At 63.9% G+C, this 21,299-nt stretch carries 16 protein-coding genes; 8 read left to right on the forward strand and 8 right to left on the reverse strand.

Annotation, left to right across the window (positions count from 1 at the left end):
- The first annotated feature begins 74 nt into the window (after positions 1-74).
- From LJX93_RS26295 to LJX93_RS26305, 3 genes are all read left to right on the forward strand, one after another.
- Positions 75-1,862, forward strand: coding sequence for a monovalent cation:proton antiporter-2 (CPA2) family protein (locus LJX93_RS26295; protein ID WP_033702242.1), 1,788 nt, complete (start codon positions 75-77; stop codon positions 1,860-1,862).
- Positions 1,863-2,055: 193 nt separating this feature from the next.
- Positions 2,056-2,967: a LysR substrate-binding domain-containing protein gene (locus tag LJX93_RS26300; protein ID WP_033702243.1), complete on the forward strand. Its 912-nt coding sequence runs from the start codon at positions 2,056-2,058 to the stop codon at positions 2,965-2,967.
- Between the two features lie 102 nt (positions 2,968-3,069).
- Positions 3,070-4,332, forward strand: coding sequence for an OprD family porin (locus LJX93_RS26305; protein ID WP_095063928.1), 1,263 nt, complete (start codon positions 3,070-3,072; stop codon positions 4,330-4,332).
- 63 nt (positions 4,333-4,395) lie between these two features.
- Here the strand turns inward: LJX93_RS26305 and LJX93_RS26310 are convergent, their stop codons facing one another.
- The 4 genes from LJX93_RS26310 to ycaC form a co-directional block, all read right to left on the reverse strand.
- A complete protein-coding gene (locus LJX93_RS26310; RefSeq protein ID WP_162181163.1) occupies positions 4,396-6,237 on the reverse strand; it encodes an amidohydrolase in 1,842 nt (613 codons plus the stop codon).
- A 301-nt stretch (positions 6,238-6,538) separates the two neighbouring features.
- On the reverse strand, positions 6,539-7,357 hold the full coding sequence (locus LJX93_RS26315) for an alpha/beta fold hydrolase (RefSeq protein ID WP_033702249.1): 819 nt from the start codon (positions 7,355-7,357) through the stop codon (positions 6,539-6,541).
- A 46-nt stretch (positions 7,358-7,403) separates the two neighbouring features.
- Positions 7,404-7,970, reverse strand: a complete 567-nt coding sequence (locus tag LJX93_RS26320; protein ID WP_081874765.1) for an antibiotic biosynthesis monooxygenase — start codon at positions 7,968-7,970, stop codon at positions 7,404-7,406.
- A 118-nt stretch (positions 7,971-8,088) separates the two neighbouring features.
- Positions 8,089-8,718: an isochorismate family cysteine hydrolase YcaC gene (ycaC, locus tag LJX93_RS26325; protein ID WP_033702251.1), complete on the reverse strand. Its 630-nt coding sequence runs from the start codon at positions 8,716-8,718 to the stop codon at positions 8,089-8,091.
- A 352-nt stretch (positions 8,719-9,070) separates the two neighbouring features.
- Here ycaC and LJX93_RS26330 point away from each other — a divergent pair, with 352 nt between their 5' ends.
- On the forward strand, positions 9,071-9,631 hold the full coding sequence (locus tag LJX93_RS26330) for a PBECR2 nuclease fold domain-containing protein (protein ID WP_227696596.1): 561 nt from the start codon (positions 9,071-9,073) through the stop codon (positions 9,629-9,631).
- A gap of 266 nt (positions 9,632-9,897) precedes the next feature.
- Positions 9,898-11,325: a mechanosensitive ion channel family protein gene (locus tag LJX93_RS26335; protein WP_095063929.1), complete on the forward strand. Its 1,428-nt coding sequence runs from the start codon at positions 9,898-9,900 to the stop codon at positions 11,323-11,325.
- A gap of 157 nt (positions 11,326-11,482) precedes the next feature.
- Here LJX93_RS26335 and LJX93_RS26340 read toward each other — a convergent pair whose 3' ends face one another.
- Together LJX93_RS26340 and LJX93_RS26345 are read right to left on the reverse strand one after the other, a co-directional pair.
- Positions 11,483-12,769: an NAD(P)/FAD-dependent oxidoreductase gene (locus tag LJX93_RS26340; protein ID WP_033702256.1), complete on the reverse strand. Its 1,287-nt coding sequence runs from the start codon at positions 12,767-12,769 to the stop codon at positions 11,483-11,485.
- Positions 12,770-12,939: 170 nt separating this feature from the next.
- Entirely contained in the window at positions 12,940-14,430 is a 1,491-nt protein-coding gene (locus LJX93_RS26345) for an aldehyde dehydrogenase family protein (RefSeq protein ID WP_033702257.1), read from the reverse strand.
- Positions 14,431-14,565: 135 nt separating this feature from the next.
- Between LJX93_RS26345 and LJX93_RS26350 the strand changes: the two genes are divergently transcribed.
- Entirely contained in the window at positions 14,566-15,456 is an 891-nt protein-coding gene (locus LJX93_RS26350) for a LysR family transcriptional regulator (RefSeq protein WP_033702259.1), read from the forward strand.
- A gap of 130 nt (positions 15,457-15,586) precedes the next feature.
- The gene (locus LJX93_RS26355) at positions 15,587-16,981 is read left to right on the forward strand and encodes a VOC family protein (RefSeq protein WP_033702261.1); all 1,395 of its coding nucleotides are present in this window, start codon (positions 15,587-15,589) and stop codon (positions 16,979-16,981) included.
- 3 nt (positions 16,982-16,984) lie between these two features.
- Here LJX93_RS26355 and LJX93_RS26360 read toward each other — a convergent pair whose 3' ends face one another.
- Positions 16,985-17,938, reverse strand: coding sequence for a LysR substrate-binding domain-containing protein (locus LJX93_RS26360; RefSeq protein WP_095063930.1), 954 nt, complete (start codon positions 17,936-17,938; stop codon positions 16,985-16,987).
- A 156-nt stretch (positions 17,939-18,094) separates the two neighbouring features.
- On the opposite strand from LJX93_RS26360, the gene LJX93_RS26365 reads away from it, so the two are divergent.
- The gene (locus tag LJX93_RS26365) at positions 18,095-19,483 is read left to right on the forward strand and encodes a NorM family multidrug efflux MATE transporter (protein WP_033702265.1); all 1,389 of its coding nucleotides are present in this window, start codon (positions 18,095-18,097) and stop codon (positions 19,481-19,483) included.
- Positions 19,484-19,519: 36 nt separating this feature from the next.
- On the opposite strand, the gene LJX93_RS26370 is transcribed toward LJX93_RS26365, so the two are convergent.
- Positions 19,520-21,184 carry a putative bifunctional diguanylate cyclase/phosphodiesterase gene (locus tag LJX93_RS26370; protein ID WP_033702266.1) on the reverse strand — a complete coding sequence of 555 codons (1,665 nt, stop codon included), beginning with the start codon at positions 21,182-21,184 and terminating at the stop codon, positions 19,520-19,522.
- Positions 21,185-21,299: the final 115 nt, after the last annotated feature.

The raw sequence follows: 21,299 nt of genomic DNA on the forward strand, positions 1-21,299 counted from the left end.
ACACCCCCTCCACCTCCAGAATTGTCCGCCACACTGTTCTAACGCTGCCCCGGCAGCTCATGGAGTTCGAGCCAATGCCACACGAAGGCAGCCTTCTGCAAACCGCGGTGATCTTCCTCTTCGCCGCCGTCCTTGCCGTCCCCTTGGCCAAGCGCCTGCAACTGGGCGCGGTGATCGGCTACCTGCTGGCTGGCGTGGCCATCGGCCCGCAGGCGCTGGGGCTGATCCGCGATACCGAGAGCGTCGCGCACATTTCTGAACTGGGCGTTGTTCTGCTGCTGTTCATCATCGGCCTGGAGCTGTCACCCAAACGCTTGTGGCTGATGCGCAAGTCAGTGTTCGGCGTGGGGGCTGCGCAGGTGTTGCTGACCGGTGCGGTGATCGGCGCCATCGCCCTGTTTGGCTTTGCCCAGTCATTGCCGGCGGCCCTGGTACTGGGCCTGGGCCTGGCGCTGTCATCGACCGCCCTCGGCCTGCAGAGCCTGGCCGAAAGCAAGCAGCTGAACGCGCCGCACGGTCGCCTCGCGTTCGCCATTCTGCTGTTTCAGGACATCGCGGCCATCCCGCTGATCGCCCTGGTCCCGCTGCTGGCCGCCAGCGGTCCGGATACCAGTCACGGTGACAGCCTCGAACATGCACTAAAGGTATTCGCCAGTATCGCCGTGGTCATCGTCGGCGGCCGTTACCTGCTGCGCCCGGTGTTTCGCATCGTCGCCCGTACCGGCCTGCCGGAGGTTTCCACCGCCACCGCGCTGCTGGTGGTGATCGGTACCGCCTGGCTGATGGAAGAGGCCGGCATTTCCATGGCCCTGGGCGCCTTCCTCGCCGGCCTGTTGCTGGCCGACTCGGAGTACCGCCACGAGCTGGAGTCGCAGATCGAACCGTTCAAGGGGCTGCTGCTGGGGCTGTTCTTCATCAGTGTCGGCATGGGCGCCAACCTGAGCCTGCTGCTGGAAATGCCGCTGGTGCTGTTGGGCCTGACCCTGCTGCTGATCGCGGTCAAGCTGACCTTGCTGATCGTGGTCGGCCGACTGGCCGGCGGCCTCAACAGCGCCAGCGCCCTGCGCCTGGGGATGGTGCTGGCGGCGGGTGGCGAGTTCGCCTTCGTGGTGTTCAAGCTGGGCAAGGACCAGGGCTTGTTCGACACCCAGACCTACGACCTGCTGATGATGACCATCACCCTGTCGATGGCCCTCACCCCCCTGCTGATGCTCGGCTGCGCCCGCGCCCTCAAGCGCCCGCAGCCGCAGCGTGAAGTGCCGGAGCAGTACAAGCAGATCCAGACCGACGCCCCGCGTGTGGTCATCGTCGGCATGGGCCGCATGGGGCAGATCGTCTCGCGCATCCTGCGCGCCCAGAAGATCCCCTTCATCGCCCTGGAAACTTCGGTGGACGCCATCGAGATGACCCGCATGTTCGAGCAGGCTCCAGTGTTCTACGGCGACCCCTTGCGCGCCGAGGTGTTGCATGCGGCCAAGGTGGGCGAGGCCGAGTACTTCGTCATCACCACCGACGACCCGGAAGTCACCACCCGCACGGCGGAGCGGGTCAAGCGCCTGTACCCGCACCTGAAAGTGCTGGCCCGCGCGCGTAACCGCCAGCATGTGCACAAGCTGATCGATGTAGGCGCCGAGCCGATTCGCGAGACGTTCTATTCGAGCCTGGAGATGACCCGCCGTGCGCTGGTGGGGTTAGGGTTGAGTGATGAACAAGCGGCGGATCGCATCGCCCGGTTTACCCAACACGACGAAGAAGTGCTGGTAGCCCAAGGGCAGGTGCGTGATGACCGGGCCAAGGTGATGCAGACAGCCAAGGAAGCGCGGGTGGAACTGGAGCGGTTGTTTGATTCGGATGCGGATTGAGTTGTGGATTGAGGCTTGGAGCGCTCGCCGTTAGGTGATTTGTCGCCATAGAGATCGAGCGCCGCGCGGGCGGCGCTCGACTTCATAGGCCTTGAACGCCTATCGACAGGCGCCTAGAAGCCATTAACCAGCCCCACAGATTAAACCGTTAAACTGCGAAACTGCCCTTACCGTTCCACCCGGAGAACGATCATTGGAAGACCTCAACTCCCTCTACTACTTCACCCAGGTAGTGGAGCACGGCGGTTTCGCCCCGGCAGGTCGCGCGCTGGACATGCCCAAGTCCAAGCTCAGCCGGCGTATCGCAGACCTTGAAGAGCGTCTTGGCGTACGCCTGCTGCACCGCACCAGCCGGCATTGCTCGCTGACCGAAATCGGCCAGGCCTACTACAACCGTTGCCTGGCCATGCGCGTGGAGGCCGAGGGCGCGGCGGAGATCATCGAACGCAACCGCAGCGAGCCGCGCGGGCTGGTGCGCATCAGCTGCCCGACCACCCTGCTCAACTCCTGGGTCGGGCCGATGCTGACGCGCTACATGCTCAAGTACCCGCAGGTAGAGCTGTTCATCGAAAGTACCAACCGCCGCGTCGACCTGCTGCATGAAGGCTTCGACGTGGCGCTGCGCGTGCGCTTTCCGCCGCTGGAAAACACCGACATGGTGATGAAGGTGCTGAGCAACAGTACCCAGTGCCTGGTCGGCCAGCCGCAATACCGGGAGCAACTGCCCAAGGGCTTCGACCCGCAGATGCTCGGCCAGCTGCCCAGCGTGCACTGGGGCAGCGCCCAACGTGAGTACCAGTGGGAGCTGTTCCAAGGGGAAGACCAAAGCCACAGCATCGTGATCCCGCACACACCGCGCATGGTCACCGACGACCTGTTTGCCTTGCGCCATTTCGTGGTGGCCGGTGTGGGCATTGCGCACCTGCCCCGGGTAGCCGTGCGCGAGGACCTGGCCGAGGGCCGGCTGGTGGAGCTGTTGCCGGGCTGGCACCCGCGCTGCGGCATCGTGCATGCGATCTTCCCGTCGCGACGCGGCTTGCTGCCGTCGGTGCGGTCGCTGATCGATCACCTGGCCGAGGAGTTCGCCATCAGCGACATGGCCTGAATCTGTACTGCCCTTTCGCGGGTTTACCCGCGAAAGCACACCTTTACAAGACCCTCGCCTGCGCTTGCTCCACAGTCCTGGATCATCCATCCCGGAGCCCCCATGATCCGCGCCACTCACGGCCCCGGCCGCGCCCTGCTCGCCACCCTCGCCCTCTGCCCCGCGCTCAGCCAGGCAGAAGAACCCGGCTGGTCGCTGCTCAGCCGCAACTACTTCCTGCACAGCGACTTCCGCTCGCCTTCCGGCAGCGGCCAGAACTACCGTCAGGAATGGGCGCAAGGCTTCATCGGTGAAATCCGCTCGGGGTTCACCGAAGGCACTGTGGGTGTCGGCATCGATGCCCATGGCTTTCTCGGCCTCAAGCTCGACGGTGGCCGCGGCCATGCCGGTACCGGGCTGCTGCCGCGTGACAGCGATGGCCGTGCCGAGTCCGACTATTCCAGCGCCGGCGCCGCCATCAAGCTGCGCCTGGGCAATACCCTGCTGCGCTATGGCGAGATGACCGTCGAGACACCCGTGTTCGATACCGGCGACAAACGCCTGCACCCCGAATACGCCACCGGCTGGTTGCTGGAGAACACCGCCCTGCCCGGCTGGCGCCTGGAGGCCGGACGCTTTACCGCGTTCAACAACCAGGACAACAGCTCGACCCACGACGATTTTACAGGCTACGGCGCCACCACCCATGGCCGCGCCATCAGCCTGGCCGGCGCCACGTTCGCAGCCGATGGCCCGTTCGGCGGCGCGCTGTACGCCAGCCAACTGCAAGACACCTGGCGCCAGGCCTACCTCAATCTCAACCTGGCCGAAGGCAGTTGGCGCCTGGACGGCAACCTCTACAAGAGCCGTAATACCGGCAACGCCAGCGCCGGCGCCATCGACACCCTTGCCTTCAGCTTGGCGGGCAAGTACAGCTTCGGTGCCCAGGCCCTGACCCTCGCCTACCAGAAGGTCGAAGGCGACACCCCCTTCGACTTCGTCGCTGGCGACTCGATCTACCTGGCCAACTCGATCAAGTACGCCGACTTCAACGGCCCGGGCGAGCGCTCATGGCAGCTGCGCTATGACCTCGACTTCGCCACCCTTGGCATGCCCGGCCTGAGCCTGATGGGCCGCTACGTCAGTGGCCGCGGGGTCGACGGCACGCATGCCCCGGCAAGCGGCGCCTACGCGGCGCAACAGGGCCAGGGCGGGCGCCACTGGGAACGCGATATCGACCTCAGGTATGTGGTGCAGTCCGGCGTCGCCAAAGACCTCAGCCTGGCGCTTTCCCACGTCACCCATCGCGCCAACCAAGCCCAGGCGGGCGACGATATCGACCGCCTCTACCTGATCATCGAATACCCACTCAAAGGCAGCTTCTGAACTGAGCCGATAATTCACTCAAGCAAAAAAAGGGGCCTCTGCAGGCCCCTTCTTCACATCAACTCAGAACGCGAAGCACGAACAACCCAGCGCCCCCCAGAACCCTTGGAAATCGTTCACCGGCACGCTGGAATGCCGCGCCTTTTCATGGCTGTGCGCATGCACCCCACACGGGCCGCTGCACTGGTGCACCGCTGCGGCCAGCGATGGCGTACCCACCCGCCAGTGCCCCGGCACCTTGGCCACCGGCGACCATTCCGGCAGTACTGGCACCTGCGGCGGGCCGAGCCTGTCGAACTCGCCGGCGCCGTACACGACCTTGCCATCGACGAGGGTCAGCACCGACTCGATGCCCTTGATCGCCTCTTCATCGACACTGAAGAAGTCCAGCGACAACGCCGCCAGGTCGGCCAGCTGGCCCACCTTGATCTGGCCTTTCTTGCCCTGCTCACTGGAGAACCAGGCGCTGCCCTGAGTGAACAACTGCAGCGCGGTGTCGCGGCTCAGGCCTTCCGGGTACAGCGCCATGCCGCCAACGGTCTTGCCGCTGACCAACCAATACAACGAAGTCCACGGGTTGTAGCTGGAGACGCGGGTTGCGTCGGTACCGGCCCCGACCGGCACACCCATGTCGAGCATGCGCTGGATCGGCGGTGTCTTTTCGGCTGCCTTGGCACCGTAGCGGTCGACGAAGTATTCACCCTGGAAGGCCATACGGTCCTGGATGGCGATGCCCCCGCCCAGGGCGCGCACGCGCTCGATGTTTTCCGGGGTGATGGTTTCGGCATGGTCGAAGAACCACGGCAGGCCGTTGAACGGAATGTCCCGGTTAACCTTTTCGAACACATCGAGCATGCGCGTGATCGATTCGTTGTAAGTAGCGTGCAGGCGGAACGGCCAGCGCTGCTCGACCAGGTGGCGCACCACCGGCTCCAGCTCTTCTTCCATGGTTTGCGGCAAGTCCGGCCGCGGCTCAAGGAAGTCCTCGAAGTCGGCGGCGGAGAACACCAGCATCTCACCCGCGCCGTTATGGCGCAGGAAGTCCGTGCCGCTGTGAAGCTTCACGCTCGACGTCCACTTCTTGAAGTCGTCGAGTTCTTCCTTAGGCTTCTGGGTGAACAGGTTGTAGGCGATGCGCACGGTCAACTGGCCCTTGTCAGCCAGCTCCTGGATCACCGAATAGTCGTCGGGGAAGTTCTGGTAGCCACCCCCGGCGTCGATGGCGCTGGTCAGGCCCAGACGGTTGAGCTCACGCATGAACTGGCGGGTCGAGTTGACCTGGTATTCCAGCGGCAGCTTCGGCCCCTTGGCCAGGGTAGCGTAGAGGATCATCGCGTTAGGGCGGGCGATGAGCATGCCGGTCGGCTCGCCGAATTTGTTGCGCTGGATCTCGCCACCTGGCGGGTTCGGCGTGTCCTTGGTGTAGCCCACGGCCTTGAGCGCAGCGCGGTTGAGCAGTGCGCGGTCGTACAGGTGCAGCAGGAACACCGGGGTATCGGGCGCGGCCTGGTTGATTTCTTCCAAGGTCGGCATGCGCTTTTCAGCGAACTGGAATTCGTTCCAGCCACCGACCACACGCACCCACTGCGGGGTTGGGGTACGGGCGGCCTGGTCTTTGAGCATGCGCAGGGCATCGGCTACCGACGGTACGCCTTCCCAACGCAGCTCCAGGTTGTAGTTCAGGCCACCACGGATCAAGTGCAGGTGGGAGTCGTTCAGGCCCGGGATGACAGTACGCTGCTTGAGGTCGATGATCTGCGTGGCGGCGCTTTTGTGGGCCATGGCGTCGGCGTCACTGCCGACGGCAATGAAGCGGCCGTCCTTGATGGCAACGGCGGTGGCGGTGGGCTTCTCACGGTCAACGGTGTGCAGTTTGCCGTTGAACAGGATGAGGTCGGCGGTCATGGAGCCTCCTTGGGTGGATGCATGGGCGGAACCGGCGGAGCCGGCGAAGGGCAATGCGGACCAGAGCGCGCCAGCAGCACCGAGCACGGTGCTGGTGGCGAGGAACTGGCGACGGCTCTTGTCGTTGGGGTCCTGGGACATGGTCTTCTCCGTCTGGGTGCGGCGGCGGCAAGCGCAACTGCGGAGCATGCCGGTTCGTGCCTGGCCAAGGCTTGGATGGATGTGCGGTGGGTGGGTGAAGGTTAGCCTTGATCAGCTTTTGTGCAGCGGCCGGCCTCGGCGCGAGGCGGCCGCTGGATTTTCACCGGTTCAAGAACGCCAGCAGGTCTTCGTTCAGCTGCTGCGTATGCGTCACGGCAAAGCCATGCGGCGCGCCTTCATACACCTTCAACTCGGCACCGCGGATCAACTCGGCAGCCTTCTTGCCGGTGGTCTCGAACGGCACGATCTGGTCCGCGTCACCGTGGATAACCAAGGTAGGCACCTCGATCTTGGCCATGTCGGGGCGGAAGTCGGTCTCGGAAAACGCGCTCACGCAATCCAGTGTGCCCTTGATCGAGGCCAGCAGCGCGATGTTCAGGGTTTGCGTCAGCACACCCTGGGACACTTGCTGGCCTTGGTTCAAACCATAGAACGGCGTGGCGAAATCAGCGATGAACTGCGCCCGGTCCGCACGCAGCCCTGCCTGAATGCCTTCGAACACCGATGCATCGACCCCTTCTGGGTTGTCATCACGCTTGCCGAACACCGGCGTCACCGCGCCCAGCAGCACTAGCCCGGCAACTCGCTCGTTGCCATGGCGGGCGATATAACGGCTGACATCGCCGCCGCCCATGGAGAAGCCCACCAGGGTCACTTCACGCAGGTCGAGGTGCTCGATCAACTGGGCGATGTCATCGGCAAAGGTATCGTAGTCGTAACCATTCCACGGTTGGCTCGACCGGCCGAAGCCACGGCGGTCGAACGCGATGGCGCGGTAGCCGCGGCTGGCCAGGAACTCCATCTGCGCGTCCCACATGTCGGCATCCAACGGCCAACCGTGGCTGAACAGCACGGGCTTGCCGCTGCCCCAGTCCTTGAAATAGAGCGAAGTGCCGTCGCGGGTTACGAGTGTGCTCATGTCGGTATCTCCTTGAAAGTCTTTTGGGGTGGGGGGTGGAGCTGGCTCAGCCACGCAGCCAGTTGGCGCAGCGGCGGGTTACCCACGGCATGATGTAGAACACCACGGGCAGGATGACGAACAGGTTGACGATCAGGTTGCCGGTGATCGGGCCGCCCAGCTGCGGGACGCGGGCGAACAACGGCGCCAGCAGTTGCGGGATGATCATGGTCATCGGGCAGATCACCAGGTAGGTCAGCAGTGCCTGCTTCCAGCGCGGCGGTTGCTTCGCGGTGGTGCTCGGCGGGGTGAACCAGAACTCCGGGTCGTCGTGGACCTGGGTGTTGTCACCCTCCTCCAGCAACGGCAGCACCTGGCTGACCAGCGTCTGGCGCTCGGTGGAGTTGACCCAGGCCTGCAACAGGCTGGCGTCGCTGAAGCGCACCACGGTGGTGAAGTGGCGGCCACCGTCTTCCGGGCGGATCACGTTGACATCGAGGTGGCCGGGTTGGCGGCGTGCGGCGCTGACCGTGTGCTTGAGCCACGCTTCGTAGCCTGCCAATGCTTCGGCACGAACCTTGTGCTGGATGACCAGGGTAACCACGTTGCGGTTGTCTTGGAGTGCGGTGTTCATCGGCGTTCCTTGGGATGAGCTGGCCCGCATCCACTGTGCAACGGCGAACGGGCGGAAGATTGCATGGGTGTGCTGCCCTTGCCGGGCACCGACTGGCGGTGCCCGGGGGCGTGGCGGGTTACTTGCCGGCGTTGAAGGCGTTGTAGCTGCTCATCAGGTTGCGGTAGTCCGGGATGTGGTTGGAACACAGCGCCGCCAGGCCTTCGACATCGTTGCGCCAGTCGCGGTGCAGCTCACAGGCCACGCCGAACCAGGTCATCAGTTGCGCACCGGCACGGCTCATGCGGTCATGGGCGGCGTCGCGGGTCATGGCGTTGAAGGTGCCGGACGCATCGGTCACCACGAACACCTCGAACTCTTCTTCCAGGGCTGCCAGGGCCGGGAAGGCTACGCACACCTCAGTCACGACACCGGCGATGATCAGTTGCTTCTTGCCGGTGGCCTTCACGGCCTTGACGAAGTCTTCGTTGTCCCAGGCGTTGATCTGGCCTGGGCGGGCGATGTAGGGCGCGTCCGGGAACAGCGCTTTCAGCTCGGGTACCAGCGGGCCGTTGGGGCCTTGCTCGAAGCTGGTGGTGAGGATGGTTGGCAGGTTGAAGAACTTGGCCAGGTCGGCCAGGGCCAGCACGTTGTTCTTGAAGGCGTCCGGCTCGATGTCACGCACCAGGGACAGCAGGCCAGCCTGGTGGTCGACCAACAGCACGGCTGCGTCGTCTTTGTTCAGGCGGTTGTATTTGAATGGGGTCATGGTCGTTGCTCCTAAGGGTTTTGATCTTCAGTGATTTGGGTGTTTCGCGTTGATGGGAGAAGATTAAAACCATCACCTATGGAGCGGTAGATAGCTGTTTTTGGCTTTAGCGTTCTATTTTGTGAACGATTAGTTGGCAATGGATTTGCTGGCTTGTTTGCGTAGCGGCCTCAGCATTCTGAAATGCCAGCAATGTCCTACTGCGATGTCAGTCATTACCTGCGAAACCGCGTCGCATCGGGAAATCCCCTACGAACTGTGTCGATTCCCTTCTGATTGTTCGCGCTCTGCCCGCTCCCTAGGCTTGTCGAGCCCTATCGCTTCAGCCCTCCGCTTGTCACCAGGTACCTCCTTGACCGTCACTACCCCACCCGCAAAAATCACTGAGAAAGGGTGTCAGCGCACTTGGCTGGATATGGGGCTACCCGATCTCAGGTCACTTCACCGTGAGATGCGTGCTCAAGCTATCGAGGAGATTGCTGCAGCGGACTCCCATGACGATGCTATCGAACTGGTCGCTCAGCACTTCGGCTTTAGCGACTCACCTATCGCCTTTGTGGTTCTCAAGACGCCCTTGGGAGGTGTTCAGGTTCGGCGCAGCTGTATCTGTCACATCGTCGAAAAAAGGCAGGATGCCCGGGAACGTTATGCCCAAGTAGCCTTGGATACCTTGACCGGGCCGTTTGAAGTGTGGAGTGTCGCCTATACCAACGACACACATAGATTGGCATTTATCAGGGTCTATGAGACCAAGCGACAGATGCTGGTGATCGTGACGCTCGAGAGCGGAAAAATGCTGTGGAATTTTATGCAGTGCGACGCGAAAGCGTTGAACAAGCATCGCCATGGCGAGCTGCTCTTCAAACGCTATGCGTTTCTGCCGAACAAAGAAAAGGGCCACTGTAACCAGTAGCCCTGAAAGAGGTGCTTGATATTCATATACACACCCTCAAGCCGGGGTGTGGAGGTCTCACCCTGCGCTGATGATTCAGCCATCGACGGGGTTCCTACGCCAGTTACTGCCGCTGAATGGCAACTGGTTTCGCGCTCAGGTAAAACGCTACCACAGTCCTTGGACAAGTCAACAGGCGACCAGGGTGAGCGCAGCCGGACAACATTGCCTGGCGAACCAACCTGCTCTATTACTACCCACAGCCCTCCCCTCATCCCGAGACCACCATGCTGGCCTTTATCCAGTCTTCCCCGTTGCTGCTCGGCTGCGCCCTGATTCTGCTCGACCTCGTGCTCTGGCAACTGATCCCCCTCCAGCGCCGGGCCTGGCGTATCGGCGCGCGGCTGGTGATCTTCCTGCTGTTCAGCTCGGTGCTGCTGGCCGCCGGCATGAGCCCGTTGCAACCACCGCCATGGCCCGAGGATGTGTCGCGCAACCTGATGGCCACGGTGCTGACGATCGGCTGGTGGCTGTTCGGCGCGCGCACGGTGACGGTGGTGTTCGGCCTGCTGCTGGTGGCGCGCGGCAGCCATGGCGGGCGGTTGCTGCAGGATGTGCTGGGGGCGCTGATATTCCTGGCGGCGGTGGTGGCGGCGGCAGGCTACGTAATGCAGCTGCCGGTGAAGGGGCTGCTGGCCACCTCCGGGGTGATGGCCATCGTTATCGGCCTGGCATTGCAAAGCACCTTGGCCGATGTGTTCAGCGGCATCGTGCTGAACACCACACGGCCCTATCAGATCGGCGATGCGATCTCCATCGATGGCACCGAAGGCAAGGTACTGGACATCGACTGGCGCGCCACCCGCCTGCTGACCGGGTCCGGCAGCCTGGCGGTGATCCCCAACTCGGTCGCGGCCAAGGCCAAGCTGCTCAACCACAGCCGCCCGGCCGATGTGCACGGTGTATCGATCAGCGTGGTGGTGCCGGCCAAGGTGCGGCCGAAGCGGGTATTCGATGCGCTGGAAAAGGCCTTGCAGGGCACCCGCGCGATACTGGCCTCGCCCAAGCCGAAAGTCACGGTGAAGGCCTCGAGCCTGGAATCGGTGGAATACGAGGCCAGTGGTTTCATTGCCGACATGGGCGGCAAGACCGAAGCGCGCAATCAGCTGTTCGACCTGGCCCACCGGCACCTTGAGGCCAGTGGCGTGATGTGGAACGTCGACCTGGCCATGCCGCCACGCAGCCGCCAGCGCGAAGTACTGGACGAGGTGCGGGTGTTCCGCTCGCTGAGCGATGACGAACGCGATGCGCTGAGCCAGCGCATGACCGCGGTAGAGTACCTGGCCGACCAGGTGATCCTGGGGGTGGGCGAACGCTCGGAGCATCTGTTGGTGATTGGCAGCGGCGTGGTTTCGGCGTCAGTCCGCGACGGCGACAAGTTGCTGGAGGCTGGGCGCATGGGGCCTGGGGAGGTACTGGGAATCGAGGGCATCCTCGACGAGGACGACGGCTTCGCTGAATTCCGCACGCTGACCAGCTGCGTGCTTTACCGCATCGACAAGGAACAGGTGAAGAGCTGCCTGGTGCAGCGCGGCGAGGTGCAGACGGCGTTGAGCAAGTTGCAGCGGTTCCGGCGCCAGAGCCGGGAATCGCTACTGCTGCAGAAGCCGACCCTGATCAAGAAGGGCGGCTTCCTCAGTTGGTTGCACAAATGACCTGGGGCCCCTGAATTGGCGCTGATTGTAGGAGCGGCCTTGCGTCGCGAAAGGGCAGCGCAGCGGCCCCAAGTTCTGTGGCGCAGCAAAAATCGCCGGGGCCGCTGCGCGACCCTTTCGCGACGCAAGGCCGCTCCTACAGAACCGTACCAGTACCTTACAGCACCACTCTCAAGCACTGCCCCGCGTGGTACAGCGAGAACCCGGACTCATAGAACGCCGTGCGCAACGACGGCGCACTCACCCCGGTCATCGGCGAGAACGGAATCGGCAAGCTGTCCGCCTCACCCTTGAGCAGGAACTCGGCAAACGCCCGGCCGATCACGGTCCCGGTGGTGTTGCCGCGCCCGTTGTAACCGGTCACCGCGACCAACCCAGGCGCCGGCTCGAACAGCCGCATCAGGTGGTCGGGGGTGAAATCGATGCAGCCAGTCCAGTGCATCTCCCACTCGACCTTGCCCAGCTCCGGGTAGTAATGGCTCTGGATCCGGTCCGCCCAACTGCGCACGAACCAGGCCGGCTTGTTGTCGACCCGGCCCAGGCTGCCCAGCAGCAGGCGGCCCTGGTCGTCACGGCGGATGCTGCTGAGCACAGTGCGGGTGTCCCAGGAGCCTTGGCCATGCGGCAGCACCTTGTCGGCGGCGGCGCCCTGCAGCGGCTTGGACGCCACCTGGTAGTAGTAACCGCGGAAGAACTGCTTCTGCAGGTTGCTCCAGTCGCCTTCAGTGTAGGCACCGGTGGACATCACCACCTTGTCGGCGCGCACCGAGCCGCGCGCGGTCTTCACTCGCCAGCCATCACCCTCGCGCTCCAGGCCCTCGACGGACGACTGCTGGAACACTTTGCCACCCAGGCGCGAGACCGCAGCGGCCAGGCCTTGGGTGTAACCCATGGGGTTGATGGTGCCGGCGCGGCGGTCGAGCAGCGCGGCGGAAATTTTGTTGGTACCGCAGTATTCCTGGCATTGGGCGCCGGTCAGCAGCTCCACATCAGCCCCTCGCCGGCTCCACTGTTCATGGCGGGCTTCGAGGTCGGCGATGCCGGTGGCGTTGTGCGCCATGTGCAGCGTGCCTTTGTGCTGGGCCTGGCAGTCGATGCCAAGGCGCTCGATCATGGCGAAGACCTCGCCGGGTGCCTCGCCGAGCACCTTGTTCAAGCGGCTGCCCTGCTTCTGGCCGAGGGTCGCCTCGACATCGTCGGGGCGGATCCAGGTGCCTGCGTTGACCAGGCCGACGTTACGCCCGGAGCCTCCGTGGCCGATTTGCCAGGCTTCCAGCAGGATCACCGACTTGCCCTGCTCCAGCAGGTGGATAGCTGCGGACAGGCCGGTGATGCCGCCACCGATGACACAGACATCGGCCTTGTGCTCACCGGCCAGGGCCTGGGCGGCGACGGTGGGTTTGCTGACGAATTCCCACAAGCATTGTTGACGCAGTTCGGACATGGCCGGCTCCAGCAGTGTTGTTCTTATTGCGGGTGCATCTCGTGTTTTGGCGCCGCTTTGCGGCCCATTCGCAGGCAAGCCCGCTCCCACAGAGATCGCGTTGTGTGCATGATTTCTGTGGGAGCGGGCTTGCCCCGCGAACCGGGGGCATCGCCCCCGGCCATGCAGCATCAGTCGAACACGATACCCTGCGCCAGCGGCAGCTCGCGCGAGTAGTTGACGGTGTTGGTCTGGCGACGCATGTAGCCTTTCCAGGCATCCGAACCGGACTCACGGCCACCGCCGGTCTCCTTCTCGCCACCAAACGCACCGCCGATCTCGGCGCCGCTGGTGCCGATGTTGACGTTGGCGATGCCGCAGTCGCTGCCCGAGGCACTCTGGAAGCGCTCGGCTTCACGGAGGTCGGTGGTGAAGATGCACGAGGACAGGCCCTGTGGCACTTCGTTGTTCAGGCGCAGGGCCTCTTCGAAGTCGTCGTAGGCCAGCACGTACAGGATCGGCGCGAAGGTTTCGTGGCGCACTACGTCGCTCTGGGCCGGCATCTCGGCGATGGCCGGGGATACGTAGTAGGCGTTCGGGTACTGGTCAGCCAGCTGACGCTCGCCGCCAAACACCTGGCCGCCTTCGTCGCGGGCCTTGGCCAGCGCGCCCTGCATGGCATCGAACGACAGCTTGTCGATCAGCGGGCCCACCAGGTTGTCCTTGCGTGGGTCACCGATACGCACCTTGGCGTAGGCGGCTTTGACGCGGGCAACCACTTCATCCTTGATCGAACGGTGCACGATCAGGCGGCGCAAGGTGGTGCAACGCTGGCCGGCAGTGCCGACGGCCGAGAACAGGATGCCACGCACGGCCAGGTCCAGGTCCGCGCTCGGTGCCAGGATCATGGCGTTGTTGCCACCCAGTTCGAGGATGCTGCGGCCAAAGCGGGCAGCGACACGTGGGCCGACTTCACGGCCCATGCGGGTACTGCCGGTAGCGCTGACCAGCGGCACACGCGGGTCGTCGACCATGGCTTCGCCCGCTTCACGGCCACCGATGACCAGTTGCGCCAGGCCAGCCGGTGCATCGCCAAAGGCTTTCAGGGCTTTTTCGAACAGCGCCTGGCAGGCCAGGGCGGTCAGTGGGGTCTTTTCCGACGGCTTCCACACCACCGAGTTACCGGCCACCAGGGCCAGTGCGGTGTTCCAGGCCCAGACGGCCACCGGGAAGTTGAAGGCGCTGATTACGCCAACCACGCCCAGCGGGTGCCAGCTTTCACGCATGTGGTGGCCCGGGCGCTCGGAGGCGATGGTCAGGCCGTACAGTTGACGCGACAGGCCGACGGCGAAGTCGCAGATGTCGATCATTTCCTGGACTTCGCCCAGGCCTTCCTGGGTAATCTTGCCGGCTTCGATCGAAACCAGCTCGCCGAGGTCGGCCTTGTGCTCACGCAGCACTTCGCCGAACAGGCGGACCAGCTCGCCACGGCGTGGGGCCGGTACGCTGCGCCAGGCTTCGAAGGCGCTGTGGGCCTGATCGATGCGGGCGATGGTCTCGGCCTTGCCGAGCAGCTTCACCGAGGCGATCTGGCTGCCGTCGATCGGCGTGTGAACAGGGTAGTCGCCCTGGGTGTAAGCCTCGGCGGCAACGCCAAGACGCTCGAGCAATCCAGCAACCATTGGTGCATCTCCTACATCGGTGATGGGGTGGAAAAATGATGTGGATCAGTATTAATCCGATCACACCAGTGCAACAAACGACCTTTATTCCGCATATCATTCCGTCAGGTAATGATTTGAGCCGCAGAGACCGCTATGTCCAAACGCCTGGTGCCCTCCATGACCGCCCTGCAGTGCTTTGAAGCCGCAGCCCGTCATTTAAGCTTCACCCGTGCCGCCGAAGAGCTGCACCTGACCCAGAGCGCGGTCAGCAAGCAGGTGGCGCAGCTCGAAGACATGCTGCGCCACCACCTGTTTCTGCGCATTCGCCGCCGCCTGCAACTGACGCCAGCCGGCAGCCTGTACCTGGCCGAGGTCAACAAGATCCTCACCCAGGTCGACATCTCCAGCCGCTACGTCCTGACCTATGGCGAGCAGACCGAGATATTGAAGGTAGCCACTCAACCGAGTTTTGGCGTGCGCTGGTTGATCCCCCACCTCAAGGGGTTTGGCAAACGCCACAGCAATATCCACCTGGACATCCGCAACGAGATGGAGCCGTTCGCCTTGCTGCAAGGCTCGGCGGACGTGGTGTTCTTCTATGGGCAGGGCACCTGGCCGGGGGCGACCTGCATAGAGCTGTTCCGCGAAGAGGTGGTACCGGTATGCGCGCCGGAGCTTTTGGCCGGGCGGGCGCTGGCCGATGCGGGAGAGTTGGCCGAACTGGTGCTGCTGCAGAGCACATCGCGGCCGGAAGCGTGGCATGAGTGGTTTCTCGAACTGGGGCTGCACAGTGTCAGCAGCTACCACGGGCCGCGGTTCGATACCTTCTACATGGCCTTGAGCGCCGCGCAGGCGGGGTGTGGGGTGGCGTTGGTGCCGCAGTACCTAGTGGCCAAGGAATTGAATGAAGGGAGCCTGGTCATTCCGTGGAATCATGCGATGCGCAGTACTGGGGCGCATTACCTGGCGTATGCCGAGCATGCAGCGGAAGTGCCCAAGGTGCGGGCGTTGGTGGAGTGGGTGCGCGAGCAGTTGCAGCGTTGAGCGTGCCGGGGCCGCTTTGCGGCCCTTAGGTCGATCAAAAAAGGAATGACACACCCACTTTTTTTCGCTTGTGAGCCATGTGCATTCCCAGCTTTCATGTAAGCGTCCGAACCTAACCAGGAAGCTAGCGATGCCCGCCCACGATTTCGTCAGCCCAGACAGCATCCGCGCGCAGTTCTCTGCCGCCATGTCGCTCATGTACAAACAGGAAGTACCGCTGTATGGCACGTTGCTGGAGCTGGTGAGCGAAATCAACCAGCAGGTCATGGCCCAGCAACCCAAAGTGGCCGAAGCGCTGCGCTGGACCGGCGAAATCGAACGCCTGGACCAGGAGCGCCACGGCGCCATCCGTGTCGGCACCGCCGAAGAGCTGGCCACCATCGCCAAACTGTTCGCAGTGATGGGCATGGAGCCCGTCGGCTACTACGACCTCAGCTCGGCGGGCGTACCGGTGCACTCCACGGCATTTCGCGCCGTGCACGAGCAATCGCTGCATGTCAGCCCGTTCCGCGTGTTCACCTCGTTGCTGCGCCTGGAACTGATCGACAACCCACAGCTGCGTGAGCTGGCGCAGGGCATCCTGGCCAAACGCGAGATCTTCACCCCGCGCGTGCTTGAACTGATCGAGCAGTGCGAACGTGACGGCGGCCTGAGCGCGGCCGACGCCGAAGCCTTCGTACAGGAAGCGTTGCACACCTTCCGCTGGCACCACGACGCCACGGTAACCGCCGAGCAGTACCAGCAACTGCACGACCAGCACCGTTTGATCGCCGATGTGGTTGCCTTCAAAGGCCCGCACATCAACCACCTCACCCCGCGCACCCTGGACATCGACGCGATCCAGGTCGGCATGCCGGCCAAGGGCATCCCGCCAAAAGCCGTGGTCGAAGGCCCGCCCACCCGTCGTCACCCGATCCTGCTGCGCCAGACCAGCTTCAAGGCACTGCAGGAGAAGGTCGCCTTCTGTGACCAGCAAGGCAGCGAGGGCAGCCACACCGCACGTTTCGGCGAGATCGAACAGCGCGGTGCGGCGCTGACGCCGAAGGGCCGCCAGCTTTACGACAAGTTGCTTGATGCCACGCGCGCGGCCTTGGGCGGTGCCCCCGCCGAAGCCAATGCCGAGCGTTACAAGGCACTGTTGAGCCAGACCTTCGCGGAGTTCCCGGATGACCTGGCGCAGATGCGCGAGCAAGGCCTGGCGTACTTCCGTTACTTTGCCACCGAAAAAGGCCTGGCCGCACGCGATCAGCGCGAGCGCCCGACCACCCTGCAGGGGCTGATCGAAGCAGGGCATGTACACTACGAGGCGCTGGTGTATGAAGACTTCCTGCCGGTGAGCGCGGCAGGGATCTTCCAGTCCAACCTGGGCGATGATGCGCAGGCAGACTATGGCAGCAACGCTAACCGTGAGGCCTTCGAGGCCGCACTGGGGCTGAAGGTGCAGGATGAACTGGCCTTGTATGCGCAAAGCGAGCGCCGCTCGTTGCAGGCCTGTGCGCAGGCGTTGAACCTGGGCTCGATGTAAGGCTCAGGGGTGCATTGGGTCGCGCTGCGGCCCAATCGCCGGCAGGATTTCCACCTTCGGCAGGTCCATGGCCGCCACCTCGTCGTGCAGAAACGCGCTCAACCGCCGCAGCCGCTCGCCGCCCGGCCGGGTACGCGGCCACACCAGGTAATAGTCCATGCCGCTGGGTACCGCCGTCGGCCAGGGCAGGCTCAGGCGCTTCTGCGCCACATCCTCGGCCACCATCAGCAAATCGCCCATGGATATCCCATAGCCACGCGCCGCCGCGATCATGCCCAACTCCAGGGTGTCGAACACCTGGCCGCCCTTGAGCGAGACCTTGTCGCCAAGCCCCATGCGCTGCAGCCACTCTCGCCAGTCGCGCTTGTCCACCGTCGGGTGCAACAACTCGAAGCAGGCCAGCCGATGCTCGTCCCACGGTGCTTCGTCGAGCAGGTCGGGTGCGCCCACTGGGATCAGCAGTTCGGGAAACAACCGGCGCACCTCCCAATGTGCCGGGAACACGCCATCGCTGAGCAACACTGCGCAATCGAAAGGCTCCTGGTTGAAATCGACATGGTCGACGTCCATCCAGGCACTGGTCAGTTGCACTTCATTACCCGGCTGCAGGTGACGAAAGCGGCTCAGGCGCGCCAGCAACCAGCGCATGGTCAGGGTAGAGGGCGCTTTCATGCGCAGGATGTCATCTTCACCGCGCAAGGTATCGCACGCCCGCTCCAGCGCAGTGAAGCCTTCGCGCACGCCGGGCAGCAATAGCCTTGCCGCTTCGGTCAGTTGCAGGCTGCGGCCGCTGCGCACGAACAAGCGGCAGGCGAAGTGCTGCTCAAGGGTGCGTATATGGCGGCTGACAGCACTCTGGGTAATGGACAGCTCTTCGCCGGCGCGGGTGAAGGAGCTCAGCCGGGCAGCGGCTTCGAATGCGCGCAAGGCATACAACGGAGGGAGCTGACGAGACATGAGGCACCTGCCATACGGGGCTGTGAAACCGATCGACCGCAGCATATACCCATGAGTCAGACTCATGCCAATGATCGCTTTTATCCTTTTGTGCAAAGTTGACCAAAGCCTCAGACTCGCCCCTTGCTCACAGAATCAGGAAGAAGGACTACTCACATGCATGTAGCGCCCACCACCGAACTCAAGGCTTTGCTGCGCCTGGCCGGGCCGCTGATCGCCTCGCAGTTGGCGCACATGCTGATGGTGCTGACCGACACCCTGATGATGGCCCGCATCAGCCCACAAGCACTGGCCGGCGGTGGCCTGGGCGCTGCCAGCTACTCGTTCGTGTCGATTTTCTGCCTGGGCGTGATCGCCGCTGTCGGCACGCTGGTGGCCATCCGCAAGGGCGCCAACGACATCGAAGGCGTCACCCGCCTGGCCCAGAACGGCTTGTGGCTGGCCTGGGGCCTGGCGCTGGTCGCGGCGCTGGCGCTGTGGAACCTGGAGCCGGTATTGCTGATGTTCGGCCAGCAGCCGGACAACGTCGCCTCGGCAGCCGAGTTTCTCACCCTGCTGCCGCTGGCCCTGCCCAGCTACCTGACCTTCATGGCCTTGCGCGGGTTCACCAGCGCCCTCGGCCGCTCGACGCCGGTGATGGTCATCAGCGTGATTGGCACGGTGCTCAACTACCTGCTCAACGTCGCGATGATCGAAGGCATGTTCGGCCTGCCCAAGCTGGGCCTGATGGGCATCGGCCTGGTCACTGCGGTGGTGTCGATGGGCATGGCCATTGCCCTGGCACTGTACATCCGCTGGCATTCGGCCTATGCCGCCTACCCGCTGCGCAAGGGCCTGTCGCGCCCTTCGCTGCCGGCCCTGCGCGAGTTGTGGCGGTTGGGCCTGCCGATTGGCGGCACGTACATGGTCGAGGTCGGCCTGTTTGCCTTTGCCGCGCTGTGCATGGGCGTGCTCGGCAGCACGGAACTGGCGGCGCATCAGATCGCGCTGCAGATCGTTTCGACGGCGTTCATGGTGCCCACCGGGCTGTCCTATGCCGTGACCATGCGCGTGGGCTTGTACTACGGCGGCGGCAACCTGCTCGCCGCCCGCAGCGCAGGCCGGGTGGGCATCGGTTTCGGCGGGATGATCATGTTCGCCTTCGCCGCGCTGTTCTGGCTGTTGCCGGATGCCTTGGTGGGGTTGTTCATCGACCGCGACGACCCGGCGTTCGCGGCCATCTACCACTTGGCCGTGCAACTGGTGATGGTGGCGGCGTGGTTCGAACTGTTCGATGGCATGCAGACCATCGCCATGGGCTCGATCCGTGGTTTGAAGGATGCCAAGACCACCTTCCTGATCGGGCTGTGCTGCTATTGGCTAGTGGGCGCACCCAGCGCCTGGCTGTTCGCCTTCAACCTGGGTGGCGGCGCGGTCGGGATCTGGTGGGGGCTGGCGCTGGGGCTGGCCTGCGCGGCAGTGGCGCTGACCTTTGGCTTTGAATGGCGGATGAAGCGGTTGCTGCGCAAGGCTGGGGCTGGCAGCCAGGCAGCGGTGTCGGCCTGAATGCCCGGGGGGGGCGCTTTGCCCTCCCCGGCTATTTCACACGCTGACCAGGTGCGGCTTGCCACTTTCCTGCAAAAACGCCATCAACTCCCCTACCGGCAGCGGCTTGCTGACCAGAAACCCCTGCACCTGGTCACAGCCGAACTCACGCAGCAAGGCCATCTGTGCCTCGCTCTCGACCCCCTCGGCCACCACTTCAAGGTTGAGGTTGTGCGCCAGGTTGATCATCGCGTGCACCAGCTTGCGGTTCTCTTCGCGCATTTCCATTTCGGCAACAAAGCTGCGATCGACCTTGAGCAACGCGATCGGCAGGCTGTTCAAGTGCACGAACGATGAGAACCCCGTGCCGAAATCATCCAGGGAAAACCGCACGCCCAGGCGCCCCAGGGCATCCATGGTCTGGCGTACCAGCTCGTTGCGACGCATGACCGCCGTCTCGGTCAGCTCGAACTCCAGCCAGCGGGCATCGACCCCGTGTTCGATGATCAACCGGCTCAGGGTCGTCAGTAGCTGGCTGTCCTGAAACTGGCGAAAGCTCAGGTTCACCGCCATGTGCAACGGCGCCAGGCCATGCTCGCACAGCGCCTGCATGTCACGCAGCGCGCGCGATATCACCCAGTAGCCCAACGGCACGATCAGCCCGCTCTGCTCGGCCAGCGGCACGAACTCGCTGGGCGGCAACAGGCCGCGTTCGGCATGGCGCCAGCGCACCAACGCCTCCAGGCCGACAATACGCCCATCGGCCAGGTTCAGCCGTGGCTGGTAGTGCAGCTCCAGCTCGTCACGGCGCAGGGCCCGGCGCAGCTCGCTTTCCAGGTCGGCAAGGCTGCGGGCGTTGCAGTTGATGCGTTCATTGAAGACATGAAAGGTACAGCCTTGGCTGCCCTTGGCCTGGCGCATGGCGATATGCGCATGCCACATCAGGGGGTCGGCACCGCTCTGCGCGCGGGCATGCGCCAGGCCCAGGCTGCAGCCGAGCAGCAGGCTTTCGCCGTCGATCCAGTAGGGCTCGGCCAAGGCCTCGATGATGCGTTCGGCCATCCACTCGGCCCGGTTCGGGTCACGGCGGGTATCGATCAGCAGGGCGAATTCGTCGCTGCCCAGTCGCGCCACCAGGTCACCGGCCTCCAGTTGCTGCTTGAGCCGCACCACCACCTGCAGGATAAGGCGGTCGCCGCTCTGGTGGCCGAGGGCGTCGTTGACGTGGCGGAAGTTGTCCAGGTCGAGGTGGCCGAGGGCCAGGCCACGGCCATCACCTTCTGCCAGGCGCGCCGTCAGCAAGGCCTGAAACCCCTGGCGGTTGGCGATGCCGGTCAGTGGGTCCTGCTCGGCCAGGCGTTGCAAGGTGGCCACCAGCACGCCGCGCTCGCGCACATGGCGCAGCGAGCGGCGCAAGGTATCAGCATTGAGATGGTCGCGCACCAGCCAGTCGCTGACCCCGCCGGGCGCCACCTCCGGCTCGTGATCGAGCAGCACGATGGTGGGCAGTTCGCAGCGCCCAGGGGCAGGCTGCAGGGCCGGTGTGGCCAGGACCACGGCCTGGCGGTCATGGCTGAACAGGCTGTCGACCGACTCCCAGTCAGGTGCGGTCAACAACACTGCGCTGCCGCCAAGGGCCTGCACGCACTCACGCAACAGCACGGCCCATTCCGGCTCATCAGCCAACAGCAGCAAACGCAGAGGTTCGACAGGCGTGGACAAGCGGGCTCCTTAGGGCTTGGACGGGGCAGCGGCAGAGGCCAGGTATGCTACTGCATTAATGAAAATGATTTCCATTTTTAGACATGTACACCCCGACGCATTTTGTCGTGCATCC

Source organism: Pseudomonas sp. HN2-3 (assembly GCF_020691745.1).
Lineage (GTDB): Bacteria > Pseudomonadota > Gammaproteobacteria > Pseudomonadales > Pseudomonadaceae > Aquipseudomonas > Aquipseudomonas capeferrum.